At 36.6% G+C, this 20,309-nt stretch carries 16 protein-coding genes; 4 read left to right on the top strand and 12 right to left on the bottom strand.

Annotated features, from left to right (window positions below):
- Positions 1-116: 116 nt before the first annotated feature.
- Positions 117-1,835: a sodium:solute symporter gene (locus tag VB264_RS13280; RefSeq protein WP_323250086.1), complete on the top strand. Its 1,719-nt coding sequence runs from the start codon at positions 117-119 to the stop codon at positions 1,833-1,835.
- Positions 1,836-2,101: 266 nt separating this feature from the next.
- Positions 2,102-3,646 (top strand): bifunctional metallophosphatase/5'-nucleotidase, encoded by a 1,545-nt coding sequence (locus VB264_RS13275; protein WP_323250084.1) that lies wholly within the window; start codon positions 2,102-2,104, stop codon positions 3,644-3,646.
- A 95-nt stretch (positions 3,647-3,741) separates the two neighbouring features.
- Here the strand turns inward: VB264_RS13275 and VB264_RS13270 are convergent, their stop codons facing one another.
- Positions 3,742-4,617: a DUF2911 domain-containing protein gene (locus tag VB264_RS13270; RefSeq protein WP_323250082.1), complete on the bottom strand. Its 876-nt coding sequence runs from the start codon at positions 4,615-4,617 to the stop codon at positions 3,742-3,744.
- Positions 4,618-4,769: 152 nt separating this feature from the next.
- Here VB264_RS13270 and VB264_RS13265 point away from each other — a divergent pair, with 152 nt between their 5' ends.
- Complete coding sequence (locus VB264_RS13265; protein WP_323250080.1) at positions 4,770-5,309, top strand: NUDIX hydrolase; 540 nt, start codon at positions 4,770-4,772, stop codon at positions 5,307-5,309.
- A 217-nt stretch (positions 5,310-5,526) separates the two neighbouring features.
- On the opposite strand, the gene VB264_RS13260 is transcribed toward VB264_RS13265, so the two are convergent.
- Positions 5,527-6,108: a peptidylprolyl isomerase gene (locus VB264_RS13260; RefSeq protein WP_323250078.1), complete on the bottom strand. Its 582-nt coding sequence runs from the start codon at positions 6,106-6,108 to the stop codon at positions 5,527-5,529.
- 150 nt (positions 6,109-6,258) lie between these two features.
- On the bottom strand, positions 6,259-7,494 hold the full coding sequence (locus tag VB264_RS13255; RefSeq protein WP_323250077.1) for a M16 family metallopeptidase: 1,236 nt from the start codon (positions 7,492-7,494) through the stop codon (positions 6,259-6,261).
- A 135-nt stretch (positions 7,495-7,629) separates the two neighbouring features.
- On the opposite strand from VB264_RS13255, the gene VB264_RS13250 reads away from it, so the two are divergent.
- Positions 7,630-8,742, top strand: a complete 1,113-nt coding sequence (locus VB264_RS13250) for a hypothetical protein (RefSeq protein ID WP_323250075.1) — start codon at positions 7,630-7,632, stop codon at positions 8,740-8,742.
- Between the two features lie 458 nt (positions 8,743-9,200).
- Here the strand turns inward: VB264_RS13250 and VB264_RS13245 are convergent, their stop codons facing one another.
- The 9 genes from VB264_RS13245 to VB264_RS13205 all read right to left on the bottom strand — a co-directional run bounded on the left by VB264_RS13245 (position 9,201) and on the right by VB264_RS13205 (position 20,267).
- The gene (locus tag VB264_RS13245; RefSeq protein ID WP_323250073.1) at positions 9,201-9,944 is read right to left on the bottom strand and encodes an ABC transporter ATP-binding protein; all 744 of its coding nucleotides are present in this window, start codon (positions 9,942-9,944) and stop codon (positions 9,201-9,203) included.
- 43 nt (positions 9,945-9,987) lie between these two features.
- Entirely contained in the window at positions 9,988-11,532 is a 1,545-nt protein-coding gene (locus tag VB264_RS13240; RefSeq protein WP_323250071.1) for a cryptochrome/photolyase family protein, read from the bottom strand.
- A 254-nt stretch (positions 11,533-11,786) separates the two neighbouring features.
- The gene (locus tag VB264_RS13235) at positions 11,787-12,215 is read right to left on the bottom strand and encodes a putative toxin-antitoxin system toxin component, PIN family (protein ID WP_323250069.1); all 429 of its coding nucleotides are present in this window, start codon (positions 12,213-12,215) and stop codon (positions 11,787-11,789) included.
- Positions 12,199-12,402 (bottom strand): hypothetical protein, encoded by a 204-nt coding sequence (locus VB264_RS13230; RefSeq protein WP_323250068.1) that lies wholly within the window; start codon positions 12,400-12,402, stop codon positions 12,199-12,201. Before VB264_RS13230 ends, VB264_RS13235 begins: the two co-directional genes overlap by 17 nt.
- A gap of 136 nt (positions 12,403-12,538) precedes the next feature.
- Entirely contained in the window at positions 12,539-14,293 is a 1,755-nt protein-coding gene (locus VB264_RS13225; protein ID WP_323250066.1) for a family 43 glycosylhydrolase, read from the bottom strand.
- A 167-nt stretch (positions 14,294-14,460) separates the two neighbouring features.
- Complete coding sequence (gene bioA, locus VB264_RS13220) at positions 14,461-15,825, bottom strand: adenosylmethionine--8-amino-7-oxononanoate transaminase (RefSeq protein ID WP_323250065.1); 1,365 nt, start codon at positions 15,823-15,825, stop codon at positions 14,461-14,463.
- Complete coding sequence (gene bioD / locus VB264_RS13215) at positions 15,791-16,414, bottom strand: dethiobiotin synthase (protein ID WP_323250063.1); 624 nt, start codon at positions 16,412-16,414, stop codon at positions 15,791-15,793. Before bioD ends, bioA begins: the two co-directional genes overlap by 35 nt.
- An 8-nt stretch (positions 16,415-16,422) precedes the next feature.
- The gene (locus VB264_RS13210; RefSeq protein WP_323250062.1) at positions 16,423-17,580 is read right to left on the bottom strand and encodes an aminotransferase class I/II-fold pyridoxal phosphate-dependent enzyme; all 1,158 of its coding nucleotides are present in this window, start codon (positions 17,578-17,580) and stop codon (positions 16,423-16,425) included.
- A gap of 341 nt (positions 17,581-17,921) precedes the next feature.
- The gene (locus VB264_RS13205) at positions 17,922-20,267 is read right to left on the bottom strand and encodes a M1 family metallopeptidase (RefSeq protein WP_323250059.1); all 2,346 of its coding nucleotides are present in this window, start codon (positions 20,265-20,267) and stop codon (positions 17,922-17,924) included.
- Positions 20,268-20,309 lie beyond the last annotated feature (42 nt).

Here is a 20,309-nt window from a genome sequence, read left to right as displayed (position 1 = left end):
TACTTCAATTAAGTCGAAATTGTCGGCTTAATTTGTCGTTTTAGCATTCGTACGAATTGTTTTCAAGATAAAACGGTTTCGCCCCTCTTTTAAACTGCTAATTATAAAATTTTAACATGGAAAATATCGACTGGCTGGTATTACTTTTAACATTAGGAACAATTATTGGCTTTGGATTATGGAAAGGAAGAATTCAAGAAAAGAATATTGAAGGCTATTTATTAGCAGATAGACAGATGCCTTGGTATCATGTTACGCTTTCGGTCATGGCTACCCAAGCCAGCGCCATTACTTTTTTATCTGCCCCTGGTCAAGCTTATATAGACGGAATGCGCTTTGTACAGTTTTATTTCGGGTTGCCGCTAGCGATGATTGTACTCTCTATCACTTTTATTCCCATCTTCAAAAAACTAAACGTATTTACAGCGTATGAATTTCTGGAAGGTCGTTTCGACCTCAAGACCCGAGTAATGGCTTCTTTTCTTTTTCTAATTCCCAGAGCCTTATCAACGGGCGTGACCATTGCGGCACCATCTATTATTTTATCAACCATTTTAGGCTGGAATTTGTACTGGACAAATATCGTCACAGGTATTGTAGTAACGATATATTGTATGTATGGAGGTTCAAAAACGATTTCCTATACACAAATGCAACAAATGTTGGTAGTAATGATAGGAATGTTTTTGGCTGGCTATATGGTAGTACATTTATTGCCTACAGAAATGGGGTTTGTGGATACGCTGAAAGTAGCAGGTAAAATGGATAAACTTGATGCCATTGATTGGAAGTTTGACTTGAATAATCGGTATAACGTATGGTCGGGATTGATAGGTGGATTTTTCTTACAGTTATCTTATTTTGGTACAGACCAGTCACAAGTAAGTCGTTATTTATCAGGAGAATCTATCGGCGAAAGTCGTTTGGGATTATTAATGAATGGTATCTTTAAAATCCCGATGCAATTTTTGATTTTACTGATTGGTTCATTGGTTTTTGTATTTTACCAGTTTCATGAAGCACCGCTATTTTTCAATAAAACTGAACTAGGCAAAGTAGAGCAAACAGCAGCCTACAAGGCTTTAATGAAGGAAAATTCTAAGGTTTTTGTAGAGAAGAAAAAAGTCGTAGAAGAACTTTATACTGTTCTCAAAACAGATGAAAATACAAGTACTTTAAAAATAAAAGCACTAAATGCTCAAAAGCTTGAGACCTTGAAATCAAAAGCTTTAGCAGCTGACAAAAAAGCCAACGACCTAAGGAAAGAAGTGAAAGATTTGATGTTGAAAACCAATCCAGATGCTAATATCAACGATACCAATTATATTTTTCTATCCTTCGTAACAAAGTATATGCCTCAAGGAATGGTAGGCTTATTAATAGCGGTTATTTTACTGGCATCTATGGGGGCTATGGCCTCCGCTTTTAGTTCGCTAACGTCGTGTACGATTGTCGATATTTACCAAAGAATGATTCATCCACAGGATACTGAGAAACATTATGTAAATGCTTCAAAACTGGTTACTTTAGGTTGGGGAATTGTCTGTATTATTGTTGCCCAATTTACGGCTAATATCGGGAGTTTAATAGAGGCTGTAAATATCTTAGGTTCATGGTTTTATGGCACTATTTTGGGTGTATTTTTAGTAGCTTTCTATATCAAATCTATCAGAGGTGATGCTGTTTTCTGGGCGGCTTTATTGGCAGAAGTCTTCGTTATTTATGCTTGGTGGATAGACTTAACAGCTTTCCTTTGGCTCAATGTGATTGGCTGTGTATTGGTGGTTGGCTTTGCTTGGATAATAAGCCAGTTTAGTAAAAGAGTTGAGAGTTAGTGAGTTATGAATCTTTCATTAAGAGATGATTTAAATATTATTGATTATTCACAAGTTCATAAGTATCTGGTATTCAATCCTTACTATTAGCAGGTGACTTAAGTCACCTGCTAATAGTAAGGATTTTTTTACTTAATTCGAATCAATCATTACATCTTTATTTTAACTTTTAAGAGTCTTGAAAAAATATAGGTAATTAATCACTGCTTTATAATGTTTGCTATCTTGCATAAACATTTTACTTCATTTCCATAATCTATCAAACCATGAAAAGAATATTACTCCTGTTTTTACTGGCAACCAGTATCTTCACTTCTTGTAAAACCTCTCAGCATTCATCTAGTAAATCATCTGAAAATGTAGTTAACATTACATTCTTGCATTTGAATGATGTGTATGAAATTTCGCCATTAGAAGGGGGAAAAGTAGGAGGGATGGCTCGTTTGGGAACATTGAGAAAAGAATTAATACAGAAAAATCCTAATACTGTTACCATCCTTGCTGGAGATTTCTTGAACCCTTCTTTAATTGCCACTTTTAAATACGAAGGGAAAAGCATCAAAGGTCGCCAAATGGTAGAGGCTATGAATGCTGTTGGTTTTGATTGGGTTGGTCTGGGCAATCATGAATTTGATATTGATGAAGCAGATTTGCAGAGAAGAATCGATGAATCACAGTTTAATTGGCTGGCATCAAATGCCTTCCAGAATAATAAAGGCACGTTAACCCCTTTTACAAAAAATGTAAATGGTACAAAAATTCCCTTCCCTAAAACTACTATTCTTACTTTCAAAAATACTGCTGGCAAAGTAGTAAAAATGGGTATGTTTTCGGTGGTATTACCCTCCAATCAAAAGGATTATGTGCATTATGATGATTTCTTTGAATCGGCTAAACAGGCTTATGAAGTATTGAAACCTCAATGTGATTTTGTAGTTGGTATTACGCATATCAACAAAGTAGATGATGCAAAATTGGCAAAGCTTTTACCTGATGTAAAACTTCTGATGGGCGGACATGACCATGATAATATGTTGTTTAAAGAAGGTAACGTTATCATTGCTAAAGCGGATGCCAATGCTAAAACGGCGTATGTCCACAACCTGTCTTTTTATACTCAAACCAAATCTTTAGAGATTAATAGCGAGCTTCGTAAAATCAACGAGCAAATAAAAGATGATGCAGAAGTAGCATTGGTAGTCAAAAAATGGGAGGAAATCATGGATGTTGCCATGAAAAAAGCAGGGTTAGATAAAAATGATGTAGTAACAGAAATCTCAACGCCCTTAGACGGCAGAGAAAGCACCATGCGAAATGGACATACTAATTTGGGAGATTTAATTGCCAAAGCTATGTCGGCAGCGGCAACAAAACCTGTAGATTGTACCGTTTTCAATAGTGGTTCTGTCAGAATAGATGACCAATTAATTGGGAAAATCACACAACTAGATATTATGAGGGTATTACCTTTTGGTGGAAAAATAGTTGAAGTGAATCTAACAGGAAGCTTACTTGACAAAATATTAGCAACAGGTTTACAGAATAAAGGCAATGGAGGATTTTTGCAATGGGATAAAATCAGCTATGATGAGAACAAAAAACAATGGTTGATTAATGGAAAACTATTAGATATTAACCAAGATTACCATGTAATGATGCCAAAGTTTTTGATAGAAGGTAAGGAAACCAATTTTGGCTACTTGACTGCCCAAAATCCAGGAGTAAAAGGCATCGTAGAGTCAGATGAAAAAGATGTAAACGATATTCGTAATGATATTAGAAAAGTATTGATTGCGTATTTGAAAAAGTAATATTATCAGTAGCACGACTTTTCAAGTCGTGTGAGGTAAAAGTCCTAAAGGTTGTCCTCCCTCACGACTTGGAAAGTCGTGCTACTGATGAGATGCTACATCGCCTTCTTCTTCTTAGTCGTCACAGGTGCTGCTACTGGTAATTTAGCTCTATAATCTAAAATGCCTTTTTCGATAGCATCTTTAAAGAAACTGAAAGAACCAGAAGTATCTGCATTACCCAATGCCAAAGCTTTTTGGGCTAATGGGAAAGCCTCGGCATAGTTTTCAGATTTGCTTAAAATCTGTGCTTTTACCCATACATTACGGAAAGTTTCGCCACCTGCAATTGATGCATTTACCGCTGTTAGGGCTTGGCTCAATTTACCTTTTCCTAAAAAGAACTCAGCCGCAGTACGCATCGAATTGGCATTATCAGTAATTGCTTTGTTAATAGCTAGTTCAGCCATTTTAGAAGTTTCGATAGCGATAGGAGCAGATGCTTTTTTATCTGCCCAATAGATGTTTAAATTAGCAGTACTATCCGTAACATCGCTAAAGTCTATCGTGAAAGATTCTGTTTTTGCATTCGCAACTGCTTTTACAACAGTACGCAAAGCATCTTTTTCAGGTGAATACGTTTGCTCTGTAGCAGTGATGTCTTTGTTTAAAATCAATGTCCAATCTCCTTTGGTAGGGATAGAGAAAATTGCATACGAACCTGCAGCGACTTTTTTTCCACCAAGAGTAATTTCGTTGGATAATGTAATTTGAGTGGCAGCATTTGCCCCAGTACGCCAAACTTTGTCATAGGCTACTACTCCGCCAAAAATCTCACGTCCTTTGATGCTTGGACGAGAATATTTAATGCTAATATCAGTCGTTCCGATGGTTTGAGCAACAGATGCCGCAGGGCTAGGTTGAGGCAGGCGTATTTGTGCATTGGCAGTAAGGGAAAGCCCTAGGATAAGGCCTAAAAATAGTTTTTTCATGGTAATTTTTTTTGATTAATGCTGAATTGAGATTTTTACATAAAAGTAACGAAGGAATAAACCAACAATTTAATTTTTCGCTCAATGGCTTTTTTTAAAAGATATTTTTTAGACCTTTGACCTCTGAAACATTACCATAATCATACAATACTATGCACAGAAATCAATTGCTACAATTGCTTGAAAAGCATCGACCATTTAATGCAACAGAGACAAAATTTCATCAAGAAATCACCTCTTTTGTAAAATCACATCCTATGTGTTTCGAGCGTTCTTTGATGATTGGCCATGTAACGGGCTCTGCTTGGATTCTGGATAAGTCTCGTCAATATACATTGCTAACCCATCATAAAAAGCTTAATCAGTGGTTTCAAACGGGGGGACATTGCGATGGTGACTCAGATGTATTGAATGTTGCTTTAAAGGAAGCAGAGGAGGAGACAGGATTGAAAAATATTGGGGTATTGAGTAATGATATTTTTGATATTGATATTCACGTGATTCCTGAACGAAAGGGAATACCAGTACATTTACATTTTGATGTAAGGTTTCTGTTAGAGGCTGACATGAATCAACAATTAATCGTTTCTTCTGAGTCAACGGACTTGAAATGGATTCAGCTTTCGAAAGTTGCAGACCTAAACGATAGTGATTCGATTATGAGAATGGTAGAGAAAAGCTTTAAGCTATAATAAATAGCCGTCGGTCTTCGGCTTTTAGTGTATAATGGTCGTCGGATATCAGCTTTCGGTCATCAGATTTTATGCTATTGATGGTCGTCGGCTTTTAGGTTAAAATGATTGTTGGATATCAGCTTTCGGTCTTAGGATTTTATATTGTTGATGGTCGGCAAACTAACTTCTGATACCAAAAACTGAAAGCCGATTGCTGAAGACCGAAAGCCGATACCTATTCTTCTAATATATCAATCCTAAAAAACACAGGAATGGCTGGGCGTTCGTAGTATTCCTTTCCAGCTTGAATCGCATCAACTACATCCATGCCTTGAATTACTTCTCCAAAAACTACGTAGTTACCGTTAAGCTGTCGAGCTTCTGCTTCATTAGTAATGATATAAAACTCAGTAGGAGAGGAGGCCCTGTCGGGGTTGCCTTCGTCATATCGAGCCATTGCCACAGCACCACGTTTATGGGTAAATGCTGGGCGATATTCTGGCGGAACTAAAAAATCTAATTGATCCATATATTCGCCTCCGCCTTGTATGCCCATTCGATAAATATTTCTATAGAACATCCTATCAACGTAATAACCCGCCTTTACATTTCTAATAAAATTAGCACGATGCAAAGGTGTTTCAGCATGGAGTTTTATGATAAAATCTCCACCAACAGTATGTACTTTTACTTTATCTTCTGGATTTTCTTTACCATATTGTGTCAAAAAAGTCTTTGGGTCTTGGTCGTACAAACGCAAATCTTTTTTGCAAGAAAATAAAGAAATACAAAATAAGAAGAAGATGATACGTTTCATCGTTTTTATAGCTGTTATCGGTTTAATCGTTATTTGTTATCTATGTAACCGTCATCTGTATGGTTGTTCACTGAAAATTATTGCTCAATTGCACAGAGTATAAAAATCCGAAAGCTGAATTCCGAAGACCGAAAGCATTAGCACACAACCTTAGCTAGCACGGTAATACATCGTCGAGCAGTTTTCTTTCGTTAAAATACTTTTTGCTTGATTGCTAATATCATTAACCGTTACTGCTTGTATTTTACTTGATTCCTCGTTAGCGTATTCTACATTTCCAGCATTGGCGGCAAAGGCTAAATTCATAGCACGATTTAGTAATTCTACTTCCGAGAAAACCAACGTAGATTCTGCTTGATTTTTCACTTTGGTCAATTCCTCCTCTGCAACAGGATTCTTCAAGAAATCATCCAATACATCCTGAATGGCGGCGTCACCTTCTTCAATACTAATGCCTTTGTTGAGGTTTCCTTGTAAAACCATCAAGCCTGGGTCTAGTGACGAAGAAACATACGCATTGATAGAATTAAAAATAGATTGCTCCTTTACTAATTTATCATATAATCTTGATGATTTACTTCTTCCTAGAATATCGCTAGTCAAATCCACAGCATTATAACCAACGTCATGTCGTCCTTGGGTATGGTAAATTTTATAGATAGCATCTAACGGTACTTTTGCTTCTACTTCCAAAAATCTAGCACTAGTCTGAATAGGCTCTTTCGGTAAATTTCTAGGAGTAACATTACCAGCAGGAATAGGTTCAAACCATTTTTTGGCTAATTGTTTTACCTCCTCAACACTGATTGGCCCAGCCACTACTAAAATAGCATTGTTGGGCAAATAATGTTTGTAGAAAAAATTACGGACATCATCCATTACCGCGTCCTCGATATGAGCAATTTCTTTCCCAATCGTAGCCCATTTGTAAGGGTGGACTTGGTAGGCTAAAGGGCGAAGTTTCAACCAAACATCACCATAAGGCTGATTTAAGTATCTTTGCTTGAACTCTTCAATCACTACTTTTTGTTGTACGTCTAAAACCTTTTGGTCAAAAGACAAAGACAGCATTCTGTCAGACTCCAACCAAAAAGCCGTCTCAATGTTGACTGCTGGTAGCGTAATATAATAATTAGTAATATCTGGTGAGGTAAAAGCATTGTTTTCACCTCCTACTTTCTGAAGGGGAGTATCATAAGAAGGAATATTTTTTGAACCACCAAACATCAGATGTTCAAACAAATGAGCAAAACCAGTTTTGTGTTCTTCTTCATCACGAGAGCCAACATTATAAATAATGTTAACAGCAGCTATAGGGGTGGAATAATCTTGGTGAACATAGACTTTGAGTCCGTTGTCAAGTATAAAATAATCGTATGAAATCATGTATGTTATGTAACAAATAAACGTCTATATTAACAAATATTTAAAAAATATCACGACAAAAGTAAGTATTTACCACTTGTAATGTGTGACAATCAGCAAAAAACTCATTCCGCTTTATTTATTTAAACTTCCAATATGAAAAAAGTATTCATTTTTGTAACATTTTCGTTTTGCATTTTTTTTAAAAGTAATGCTCAAATATTAAACGATGCTAGTACTCGCCAATTAATTTCTCAAGGGTTGGATAAAATGTACTCGTATGATTTCAAAGAATCAGCCGATATTTTCCAAAAGTTAAAAGCTAAATACCCGCAACATCCAGTGTTTTATACCTTAATGGCTATTCAAACCGAATTACAGTATTTCCCTTTGAAAGATTTTCCCAATCAGCAAAAAATATATTTGACATACCTTAATCAAAGTAGGGCTTTGGCAGAGGCAATGCTGGACAAAAATGATGAGGACGTAGAAGCTAATTTCTTTGAATTAGCCACACTAGGCTATTTAGCGGCTTTCGATGCCGACAATCAGGAATTTATGAAAGCCGTAGGCGTGGCTAAAAAAGCATATTCTCATTTAAAGAAAGGATTGGCACTGACCGATAAACAACCTGAGTTTCTTTATTCGTCAGGCATTTATAATTATTATCGCATTGAATACCCAGAAACGCATCCTGTGATTAAATCTGTTATTTGGATGTTTAAGGATGGTAATAAAAAATTAGGCTTACAACAATTAGATTTGGCTACCAAGAAGACAATCTTTGTAAAAACAGAAGCCGCTTTTTATGCAGGGTATGTCTATATGAAATATGAAGCCAATCCAGCCAAAGCGTTGTATTACAATAGTATATTGTCTGAAAAATATCCTGACAATTTACTTTTTCAAATGCAACGAATGGACTTCCTGACAGCTCTTGGAAAGTACGACGATGCGGATACTATTTCGGACAAAATTTTAAAGCAAAAGGGCTTAATGTATCAATGTGCGGGAACAATTTTCAAAGGATTGATTGCTGAAAAAGATAAAAAGGACGATAAACTTGCGGAGGCTTATTTGCTGAAAGGGCTAAAAATGCCTTATGACGAACGTTTTACAAAGGATTATCATGCACTAGCTTATATGGCTTTGGCACGTATTGCTAAGCGCTCAGGACAACCAACTAAAATGAAAGAATATGCTAAAAAGGCTTCTAAATTAGCAGAATACAAGGCAACATTGGCAGAGGCAGAGGCTATTTTGGATTGATTTTTTCTGGGGAATTGAGGAGATAGGACTTTAGGACTTGAAGACTAAAAGATGCTAGATGGAAGATACTAGAGTTTCCTACGGAATGTGAAAATATACCTGTGTAAGAGATAACAGATACTAATTTTTCGATTTTAGATAAACAAGACATCTATAGATTAGTCAAGTAGCGGCAACCCTTGCGGTTGCCGTTTTTGATCTGATGGATTTACCAAACAAAAACGGTAACCGCAAGGGTTACCGCTACTAATACCAATATCTTTTTTGATTTTTATCCCCAAATCTCATCTCTAGCCTCTTTTAGTCTTCAAGTCCTACCTCCTCAATTCCTAAAGTCTTGTATCTAGTGTCTTCCATCTAGCATCTTTTAGTCTTCAAGTCCTAAAGTCTTGCGTCTAATGTCTTTCATCTAGCGTCTTTTAGTCTTGAAGTCCTACAGTCCTAAATTCTCCAGAAAACTATCTCCCCTCCTGCAAAAGCTTATTAGCAAAAATAAACTCATTCAACTCAGGGACTGATGATGTGCGAATGTTTTTACTATCACCTTCCCAGAATTTTTCACCTTTATAGAGAAACATGATTTTTTCGCCAATACCAATGACCGAATTCATATCATGTGTAATTACAATGGTGGTAATATTAAATTCATCCGTGATTTCCTTAATCAAGTCATCAATTTTTACGGATGTTAATGGGTCTAAGCCCGAATTGGGTTCATCACAAAATAAATATTTCGGATTCATCACAATGGCTCTGGCAATACCAACCCTTTTCTTCATACCCCCCGAAACCTCCGAAGGCATTCTTGAGCCAGCATTTTCCAATTCTACACGCTTTAAACAAAGCTGAGCCCTTTCTATTTTCTCCTCCTCGCTCATGTCTGTTAGCATATCTAAGGGGAATTTAACATTATCTAATACTGTCTTAGAGTCAAATAAAGCACCTCCTTGGAATAGAACGCCCATTTCGCGACGGATAGTTTTTCTAGTTTCTTCATCAGAATTATGAAAATCTCGCCCATCGTATAGTACCTGTCCATGTTCGGGTTTTATAATCCCAATCATACACTTTAGCAATACACTTTTTCCAGTACCACTGCCACCAATAATTAATGAAGTATCGCCAGGCTTGAATTCGCCATCGATTCCAAGTAGAATATCACGCCCATTAAAGGCTTTTTTAATGTCTTTTATCTCAATCATAGATTCAAATCTTTCCCGAATTTACAAAATTCGTTGCTATACGCTATAAATTTTCAATATCTCTTAAATAAATCTCTGCCTGATTCAATATTTCCTGCTGTTGTTCAGGTTTTATTTTGTTCCAAGTAAGGTATGCCATACCAATTCTTGGATTTTTTGCCAATACATCTTGATGACGATGATAAAAATGCCAATATAGACTATTGAAGGGACAAGCCTTATGCCCAACTTTTTTATTTTTATCATAATAACAAGTATCGCAATAATGCCCCATTTTATCAATGTAATTGGCAGAAGAAATATAGGGTTTTGTGGCCACCAACCCACCATCTGCATATTGACTCATCCCTCTGGTATTAGTGATTTCTACCCATTGTAGGGCATCAATATAGATGCCCAAGTACCAAGCATCTACCTCGTCTGGATTAACACCACTTAGTAAAGTAAAATTCCCTGTAAGCATTAATCGTTGAATATGATGGGCATAGGCAAAGTCCAAACTTTGCCCAATGGCATGTTTTAAACAATTCATTTTGGTTTGAGCATTCCAGAACCATGTAGGCAATTTACGAGTATGTTTAAAGAAATTTACTGATTCATAATCGGGCATTTTGCACCAGTAAATACCTCGCATATATTCTCGCCAACCAATAATTTGCCTAACATACCCCTCTACCTGAGCAATGCTAATTGTTGCTTGGTGGGTTTCCCAATGGGTTATTGCTTGCTGAACAACCTCTAAAGGAGATAGCAATTTAATATTCATCGAAAAAGAAAGGCGAGAATGATAGATAGACCAATATGATGGGTGCATGGTGTCTTCGTAAGTGCCAAAAAGAGGCAAGCAATGTTCCACAAAAAAAGCCAAAAGTGCTAAAGATTCTTCCCGAGATGTTGGCCATATAAAATTTTTAGGATTTACGTTACCAATCGTAGCAATGCCTTCTTTGATGATTAATTGATAAACATCTGTTACATCTTTATCAAACGTTAAGGGTTCAACAGGGCGGTGATTTTTAGGTAGTTTTTTACGGTTCTCTGCATCAAAATTCCAACGACCATCAATGGGGTCATTACCATCCATCAATAGACTATATTTTTTCCGCATCATCCTATAGAAACTCTCCATCAAAAATGATTTTTTGCCTTTAAAAAAGGTTGCAAGCTCTAGCCGTTCACTTAAAAAATGCGCTGAATCTACAGCATAGCAAGCTTTTCCTAAACGCTGTAATGCTACAGCTAAGTTTTTCAACTGCTCATCTACTCGGTATTCATCGGGCAATTGATATTCAAAAACCTCAAAATATGAAGCTTGAATCGTAGCCAAAATATTGTGGTGGATACTCTGCAAATTGTTGCTATCATCTAGGCGGAGGTAGATAACATCATGCCCTGCCGACTTTAAAGCCTCGGCAAAGGCTCTCATTGCCACAAAAAAAGCAATGATTTTCTGGATATGATGTACAACATAATCTGTTTCCTGCCGAACCTCCATCATTATGTAAACTACCTCTTTATCCTGTTGTTGAAACCAAGAATGTTGATGATTAAGCTGGTCACCCAAGATAAGGCGTAATGTTTTTTTCATATCAAAATTAAATGATAACTTTTGGGTATATCATTAACGTAAATCAATCATGTATTGTTAAAAGGAATTAACAACAAAAAAGTAGTTCTCTATCTTTACAATTGTTCAGCAAATCGACACTTTAGCCTAGATAAAATAATTTCTTTTGAAAGGGAAATTAAATAAAGTAGAGAGGTAGCTAGTTGGAGATGTTCAATATAAGCTATTAAGAGGCAAACGATAGAAAATAAATACCCCAATAATAAGTTTATTAACTACATGGTATTTAAAATCTCAAGAAATATTTCTGCTTTAATAAGATTAATTGGAGGAAAAGCTTGCTCGTTAAGAAAGGAAAAATGTTTGTCGTTTGTTACTAGATAATCTGCTTGTGAGGCTACATAAATATCGACAAATTTATTATCGTCAGGGTCATTGGCAATCAAATTCCACTGATAATATACATTTTGATGATGGATATTGTCTAAATGTAAAATCAATTCAAAAACATCATTGACAGTCTCTTTGTCGTATCTCTGGGAGATAATTTCATCATATTCGGCTAGGATTTCCGTACTTACGACTAACTCAAATGATTTATTGATAAGTGCATCAAAAATAAAGGCATAAGGCGATTGTGGTGCTAAGGACACTAAAAAAACGTTGGTATCTAATACCACTCGCATCTTATTGGTTTTCTTCATTGAGCCAACTATTCATAGTTTCTTGAGTATAACCTTTTTCTTGCCAAAGGTTATCAGTTCTTTTTCTGATGCGTTGAGCAAAAAAATGTGTAAGTACTTGTTTTAATTCACTAAGTTCTTCGTCGGGTAGCTGATAGGCAAATGTATTTAAAAGCTCTATCTGTACATTTGTTAATGCTGGGTTCATCTTCTTTAATGTTTATTACTTTTACAATATTAGCATTTTTTAACATTCCAAAGGAATGTTTATCTAGCTTATTGTAATAATGGGTTAAAAGAGTAAAAACGATAGTACAACTTGCAAGCTGTGCTATCGTTTTCTTTTACTTAATTTCCTTCACCTCACTAACAACCGAAACACCATTTTCGTTAAAAGCTTCGATGGCACAGTAATAGCTTTGTCCTACGCTTAAAGCCCTTAGCTCTAAACTATTGGGGGCATCTGCCCAAATCTGATAGGTTTGGTATAATTTATCAGGAGCAATTCCCCAAAGAATATTATACCCTACAGCATTCGCAGATTTCTCCCAAGTAATATCTGCATTACGTGTATCAGTTTGACGTTTTACGATTAGATTTTTTGGGGTTTGTGGAATCTTACCTGTACCATTTCCAAAAATACGAATATCACTCACCGCCAAATTCGGCATTGGTACATGAATGTTTTCGTATTTAATATAACGAGCCTTCACAGGTTTGGGCAATTCTATATAAGCATTGGGTCTGTCACGCTTTGGCTCGTTTGTATTGTCGGAAATCAATTGCCAATTTTTGTTATCGTTAGATGCATAAAATTTGAATTGGGCATACACTCGCTCTTCGTTACTATCAAAAATATCAGATTTATAATCGGTAAAGTTTACTTGTAATGCCTTTACCTCTTGTACACTCTGTAAATCTACCGTGAGCCATTCGCCTGCTTTGTTGGTATTGGCTACCCAAAAAGTACGTGGGTTTTCGTCCGTCACTTTATTAGCACTCAAGGTATCTCGTACAGAGGAGGCCACACACGGTTTTTTATAAGAAAGCAACATCCAGCCCGTAAACAATTCGTCTTTCTGTGTCCATTTTTTAGTAGGTAAATAATGCGGAAAATCGCCAAATCGAGTATTAGCAAACATCTGATTGTCGGCATCAAAGCCCGTTGGGAACATGGCGACCCTTCTTTCAAAATTCCAGTTAACAGCAATCCAAGGAGTACCCGTATTCCAGTAATTACCATAGTTATCTTGGAAAGTATTGCCATGCCCCGCTCCCGTAAGAAATCCCCCAGGTTTATACGAAATAGGATTATAAGGAGCATATTTGAATGGACCAAGCGGAGAGTCTCCCAGATACGTACCATTGGCATACACATTATATTCAGTACCGGGTGCACCATATTGCAAGAAGTATTTGCCTTTGTGTTTGGTCATCCATGCTCCTTCGGTAAATGGTTTAATCGTATCGCGGTGGTCGCGACCGAAACGCTCCCATCCATGATTTTTAGGGTCGAGATAAATTAAACCTTTATAAGGTGTGGCGTAAGTCAGATTGCGTTTTTTGTCAAGCTCAGCCCCAAAAATCGGATATACATTCGATGAGCCCCAATACATATACCATTTGTCTAGGTCTTCATCATAAAACAAGGCAGGATCCCACGGCCCGATATACTGTGGCAAACGAGGCAACCAACGGTTATAGAATTGTAATTTCCCTTTTTCGGGTTCGGTACTTATCAATATAGGGCGTTGTTCAAAAGTAGATTGAAACAAATAAAGCGTATCTCTGACCGACAAAGCAGCTGGGGCACACATATCTTCCATGGGCCACATACTGGGCTTGATGTAATCCCAATTGATTAAATCTTTTGAATGCCAATATCCCCCCGAAATGGTTACAAAAAGGTAATACTCATTTTTATGATTGATAATAACAGGGTCTGCACCCGAACGATAGGAAATCTTCTCGTTCAATTGTTCAAAATTATAGCGATAACCAATATCTACAGGGTTGCAATATGTTTTTTGATTAAGGTTTTGAGCAAATATTGAAAAGTATGAGGAACAGCAAAACAGCAAGAGCAATGTCTTTTTCATAATATGTTTTTGATTGAATTTGGAGAGATAAAAATACAGAATATAAAATAGACTTATAGAGGGTTTTGTAAGTTAATAATTCATATTCTTCTTGTATTAATTGCTATTCATTTAAATGAACATATCCTCTTGAACTCCACATTATTCAACATAAAAACCTACTATCTTCAAATCTCTCTCAAAAACTCCTCAATACAACCATATATATACCCTAAATCCTCCTCAGTGATACAATAAGGCGTTAATAGATAAATCACATTCCCTAAAGGACGCATCAAAATACCTTTTTCTAAAAAGAAATTATAAGCAATGTCTCGCATATTACTAAAATATGAAGTGCCTTCTTGTACCTTTATTTCAATCGCTAGAATCGTCCCTCTCAGTCTGATGTCAGCGATTTTGTGTTGAAATGTCAGAGTAACTTGCTGAATAAAGCCTTGGTGTAAAGTATTTATTTTTTTGATATTGTCTTGCGTTTCATCATTCAGTAATAAATCTAAACTGGCAAGTCCAGCGGTACAAGCCAAAGGATTTGCCGTGAAAGAATGACTATGAAAAAGCGTTTTTCTTCTATCATCCGAAAGAAAAGCGTCATAAATCTCTTGCGTACACGATGTAACACCCAAAGCCATAGCACCGCCTGTTAATCCTTTTGAGAGACAAAAAATATCTGGTTTTTCTGTTAAATAATCCGTCGCAAACATTTTACCTGTACGATAAAAGCCCGTCATAATTTCATCCGCAATGGTCAATATCCCATTCTCTTTAGCTAGTTTTATTAAGCTTTCCAAAATTTCAGGTTCATACATTACCATTCCCCCTGCTCCTTGAATGAGTGGCTCAAAAATAAAAGCCGCTATTTCATCTGCTTGACTCATCAGACTTTTCATGGTATCTAGTGCCAATTGCTCTTCACCTTTTACTGGAATAGGTAGATAAATCACCTCAAAAAGGAAAGGGTCGAAAGGAGCGGTGAATGCACTTTTTGCCCCTACGGCCATTGTGCCAAACGTGTCGCCATGATAGCCATTTTCAAGGGCTATGATTTTGGTTTTCTTTCTAATTCCTTGGTTATGAAAATACTGAAATGCCATTTTCATGGCTACTTCTACGGAAGTAGAACCATTATCTGAATAGAATATTTTTTGCTGGTTTGGTGGTAATATTTCTAATAATCTTTCTGCTAATCTTACAGCGGGTTCATGGGTGAATCCTGCAAAAATTACCTGTTCTAATTTTAGAAATTGTTCGGCTACTTTCTGGGCAATGTATGGATGTGAATGTCCATGTAAGTTCACCCACCACGATGCAATAGCATCTATATACCTTTTACCATTTTCATCAAAAAGATAAACTCCTTCTGCCCGAACAATCGGGATGGAGAATGGTGCCGTTTGGTGTTGCGTAAAAGGATGCCACAATACTTTTGCATCTCTTTCACTCAAATTTGTAATTACTGGATGCTGTATATTTTCTACTGGATATTCCAGGTGTTCATCAATGACAAAGTGTTTTTCTGAAGTCTTCTGCATATTTTTTTACGGTTTCCTGAGAGATGTTTTGTTCTTGATTTACCCTGGCAATCAATGTTACTTGTGTGTAATTCAAGATATAGTCTTCAGATGAAGGATTACTTTCTCCATTAAAAATAATTCCTTTGATGTCGATATTGCTACTTTTAAGTACTTCAATCGAAAGCAAAGTATGATTAATACTCCCCAAATAATTTTTAGAAACTAAAATGACTGGTAGATTTAATTGCTTAATTAAATCAAGATTGGTAGTGTCTTTATTCAATGGAACCATTAATCCACCTGCTAATTCAACAATTAAATTGTTGTCCGTAATTGGCAGTTCAAAATTTGATAATTGAATCTCTACACCATCAATAGCCGCCGCCGCATGAGGCGAAAGAGGTTCATTCAAGCGATAGGCTTCTGGATGAAAGATTGTTTTACGATTACTTACTAAGCTTTGAACGGCATTGGTATCTGTAAAGTCTAATGATCCCGATTGGACAGGTTTCCAGTAATCAGCTTCCAAGCTTTCAGTAAGAATACTGGCAATAAATGTTTTTCCGATTTCTGTACCAATGCCAGCAATGATATATTGTTGTTTCATAATAAATTTTAAAGTTTGTTTAGTACTTCAAAAATCTGCAAAATCTGTTCTTCTGTATTAAAATCATGTAAGCAAATTCTTAATCTCTCTTTACCTTTTGGCACAGTTGGCGATACAATAGGACGAATATCTAAGCCTTTACTTTGTAAAGTATTAGCTACAGCCCTACAGTTTTCATTGCCTGAAATAATGATACATTGAATTGCCGAAGGACTTTCTATCAAATCAATTGTAGGATTTAAACGTGCTTGCCTTTTGAAAAAATCAATCAAATGATGTAAGTTTTTATTAGAGAATGTATCCGATTGAAGCAAATCATAAGCACATTGTACACTAATATGGCTATGCATCGGAGCAGACGTTGTATAAATGAATGAACGAGCAAAATTGATTAAATAGTTTCTTAGTGTATTACTCCCTAAAATAATGGCTCCATGACAGCCCAATGCTTTGCCAAAAGTAATAATACGTGCAAAAACCTTTTTTTCTACCTGCAATTCGTTTACTAAGCCTTCGCCATGTTTTCCAAACACACCTGTTGCATGGGCTTCATCGACGATAAGATTTGCTCTGAACTGAGTACAAGTATCGACAATTGCTAGGAGAGGGGCAAGGTCGCCATCCATCGAATAAACGGATTCGATGGCTACAAATACCTGAGCGTCTTTTAAAAGTGGGTTTGATGTTTTGTCTTCTTCAATTTTAGCAAGCTTTTTGGTTAAATCTTCGACGTCGTTATGTCTGAACTTATAACGAGTAGCATAGCTTAACCTTGCTCCATCAATCATACTGGCATGTATGAGCTCGTCGGTAATAAGGAAATCGTTTTTCTGCGGAATTGATGAAAGCAAGCCTACGTTAGCATCATAACCAGAATTAAAAATTAAGCCTGCTTCTGCTTTGTGGAAATTGGCAATCTGTTTTTCTAAATTTTCTACAAAAGCCGTATTCCCTGCTAATAACCTTGACCCTGTAGCTCCTGTAGATAGATACCCATTTTTGCACTGTTGATGAATAGCCAATTGAAGTTTTTCAGAACGAGCGAAGCCCAAATAGTCATTAGAACAAAAATCAATTAAATTTTCGCTATTACGAAGTGTACGAAAAAGGGATTGTTCTTTTCGTTGTTCAAGTATGGTATCGATTCGTTTGCTTAAAGAAATCACTAATGTTTATCGTTTGTTTTTGCAAAGATAGTTACAAAAGCGCTATACCCTTATTCTTTTCATATTAGACACCAAATTGGTTTTTTTAAGATTTTTTAAGAAAATGCTTGACATCATACCATATTTTTATCTAACTTCGCAGTTAATAGGTGTAGAACTATTTACTAAGTTTGCCCAGATGGTTTCCGTCTGGGCAACTTTCTTTTTATAGCCTTCTGAAAAATATAGTATAACTAAAAAAAAGCATGACAATTTTCATTGCCATGCTTTTTTAATTATAAGCCCTAAGTTAGGCTTTTAGGTATTTCATCTTTCTAAAATATTACTGAAAAACTTCAGCATTAATTTTTAGCTCCTTGAACTGCCCCAGCCTTTTGCTGTTGTTGCATTGGGTTTGGCTGAACTGGGCGTTGTGCTTTGAATACTTGAAAGCGGTTTGGCTGTTCAGGCTCTCTTGGGAAAGCATTATCTTCTGTTTCGATATCAGCAATTTCCATGTACGGGTCTAATGTCCATTTCGTTACTTTCTTATCAGTAGGAATTACTTTCTTAATTTCTTTGTCATTCAAACGCCAGATTTCAGCTGGGTATCTAAATACCTCTTCTGTACCATCCTCGTAGTTTGCTTTCACAATCACTGGCATTGGTAAACCTCCTTTGTTTTTAACATTTAATACATAGAAGTTTTTATTTGAGTTTACTAATTTTTTCTCATCTTCTGCCAATGAAGCCATTGTTTGCTCAAATTTCTTCTTATCTGCCTCAGTCGTAGCAAAACGGTCATAAGTATTGTAGAAGTCTCTCATATCTGGATTTTCTTCTACTACCGTTTTAGGAATATCCGTTTTATTGCGGATGTTGCTCATCGTTTGACGTTTAGCATCAGCTTCTTTTTTAGCAGCTGCATTTTTTGCTAATGGGTCTATATTATCAATACCAAACCATTCTACGTTTTCAAGTGACTGGTTTACTGGCTCAACACCATAGAACCAACCCTTCCAGAACCAATCTAAATCCACGCCTGATGCATCTTCCATTGTACGGAAGAAATCAGCAGGATACGGCTGTTTGAATGCCCAACGACGAGCGTACTCTTTGAAAGCATGGTCAAATAACTCGCGTCCCATCACCGTTTCACGAAGAATATTCAATGCTGTAGCTGGTTTTGCATAAGCATTAGGCCCGAATGCCATGATATTCTCTGAATTAGTCATAATAGGTACTTGTTGTGTTGGGTCAGTTTTCATGTAAGGAACAATGTACTGAGGTTCGCCACGACGAGAAGGGAAATCTCTATCCCATTCTTGCTCTGCTAAATACTGACAGAAAGTATTCAATCCTTCATCCATCCATGACCACTGGCGTTCGTCTGAGTTGATAATCATCGGGAAGAAGTTATGTCCTACCTCGTGAATGATTACACCAATCATACCAGCTTTTACTTGTTCAGAATAAGTACCATCAGCTTCTGGACGACCACCATTGAATGAAATCATTGGATATTCCATACCACCACCTGATGTAGAGTGACAAGAATAAGCCACTGGGTAAGGATATGCTACTGTATGTTTTGAATACGAACGAAGTGTATGTGCTACCACCATTGTTGAGTATTGCCCCCAAAGTGGATTACCTTCTTTCGGATATAACGACATTGCCCATACTTTTTTGCCTTCTACATCAACTTGCATTGCATCCCAGATAAATTTACGAGAACTTGCAAAAGCAAAGTCACGAACATTATCAGCCTTGTAAATCCAAGTTTTTTTGCCAGTTGGTTTTCCTTTTTCAGCCTTCTCAGCTTCTTCCTGAGAAACGATTAATACTGGGCGAGTAGCTGTTTTTGCTTTTTCCCAACGTTTTAATTGCTCTGCCGAAAGTACTTGTGTTGGGTTTTGCAATTCTCCCGAAGCACCTACTATGTGGTCATTTGGCACCGTTAAAGCTACTTTATAGTTTCCGAAAGTAAGGGTAAATTCTCCTTGTCCTAAAAACTGTTTATGTTGCCAGCCATATACATCATTATAAACCGCCATACGTGGAAACCAGTGAGCAATAAAATAATTGACATTACCATCTTTGGCAAAATATTCATAACCAGAACGACCGTAATATTCAGTAATTAAATAATTCCAGTCGATTGAGAAAGAAACCGAAGCACCAGATTTCAGCGCAACGGGTAAATCAATTCTCATCATCGTATGGTTAATCGTATGCTTCAATGGGTTTCCCTTAGCATCTTTCACCGATAGGATATTGTATCCATACTTTTTAGGGTCAGTTAAATCTTTGAATTGTTGAAAAGAAGATTGTCCAGCAATACCACCAGTTTTGGTATTAGCACCGATAGCATCTTTTTGGAATAAGTTTTGGTCAAGTTGTAACCATAAATAAGGCAATTCGTCAGGAGAATTATTGAAATAAGTAATGGTTTCAGTACCAGTAATTTTGCGTTCTACATCATCCAATTCTGCTTTGATGTCATAGTCGGCACGTTGTTGCCAATATTCTTTCCCCGGACTACCCGAAGCTGTACGATAAGTATTAGGCGTTGGTAAAATCGTTTCTAATTGCTCAAAACGTTTATTGCCATTGTAAGGATTGGGTGTGGGGGCTTGTTGGGCTGTTGCTATTTGCGAACAAGTAGCAATCAACAAACCAGTAATGAGCTTTAAGCTACCTCTCATGTTGATTTTTAGATTGAAGTGAATAGATTTACTGTACGAATT

Origin of the sequence: Arcicella aquatica, from assembly GCF_034928825.1 — a bacterium.
Lineage (GTDB): Bacteria > Bacteroidota > Bacteroidia > Cytophagales > Spirosomataceae > Arcicella > Arcicella aquatica.
Note: the sequence above shows the minus strand (reverse complement) of the source record. Positions and strands in the feature narration are given on the sequence as shown.

Bases quoted from the DNA above. Each gene is read 5' to 3' on its own strand.
- VB264_RS13280 (WP_323250086.1), top strand. From the start codon at position 117: ATGGAAAATATCGACTGGCTGGTATTACTTTTAACATTAGGAACAATT.
- VB264_RS13275 (WP_323250084.1), top strand. From the start codon at position 2,102: ATGAAAAGAATATTACTCCTGTTTTTACTGGCAACCAGTATCTTCACT.
- VB264_RS13270 (WP_323250082.1), bottom strand. From the start codon at position 4,617: ATGAAAAAACTATTTTTAGGCCTTATCCTAGGGCTTTCCCTTACTGCC.
- VB264_RS13265 (WP_323250080.1), top strand. From the start codon at position 4,770: ATGCACAGAAATCAATTGCTACAATTGCTTGAAAAGCATCGACCATTT.
- VB264_RS13260 (WP_323250078.1), bottom strand. From the start codon at position 6,108: ATGAAACGTATCATCTTCTTCTTATTTTGTATTTCTTTATTTTCTTGC.
- VB264_RS13255 (WP_323250077.1), bottom strand. From the start codon at position 7,494: ATGATTTCATACGATTATTTTATACTTGACAACGGACTCAAAGTCTAT.
- VB264_RS13250 (WP_323250075.1), top strand. From the start codon at position 7,630: ATGAAAAAAGTATTCATTTTTGTAACATTTTCGTTTTGCATTTTTTTT.
- VB264_RS13245 (WP_323250073.1), bottom strand. From the start codon at position 9,944: ATGATTGAGATAAAAGACATTAAAAAAGCCTTTAATGGGCGTGATATT.
- VB264_RS13240 (WP_323250071.1), bottom strand. From the start codon at position 11,532: ATGAAAAAAACATTACGCCTTATCTTGGGTGACCAGCTTAATCATCAA.
- VB264_RS13235 (WP_323250069.1), bottom strand. From the start codon at position 12,215: ATGAAGAAAACCAATAAGATGCGAGTGGTATTAGATACCAACGTTTTT.
- VB264_RS13230 (WP_323250068.1), bottom strand. From the start codon at position 12,402: ATGAACCCAGCATTAACAAATGTACAGATAGAGCTTTTAAATACATTT.
- VB264_RS13225 (WP_323250066.1), bottom strand. From the start codon at position 14,293: ATGAAAAAGACATTGCTCTTGCTGTTTTGCTGTTCCTCATACTTTTCA.
- bioA (WP_323250065.1), bottom strand. From the start codon at position 15,825: ATGCAGAAGACTTCAGAAAAACACTTTGTCATTGATGAACACCTGGAA.
- bioD (WP_323250063.1), bottom strand. From the start codon at position 16,414: ATGAAACAACAATATATCATTGCTGGCATTGGTACAGAAATCGGAAAA.
- VB264_RS13205 (WP_323250059.1), bottom strand. From the start codon at position 20,267: ATGAGAGGTAGCTTAAAGCTCATTACTGGTTTGTTGATTGCTACTTGT.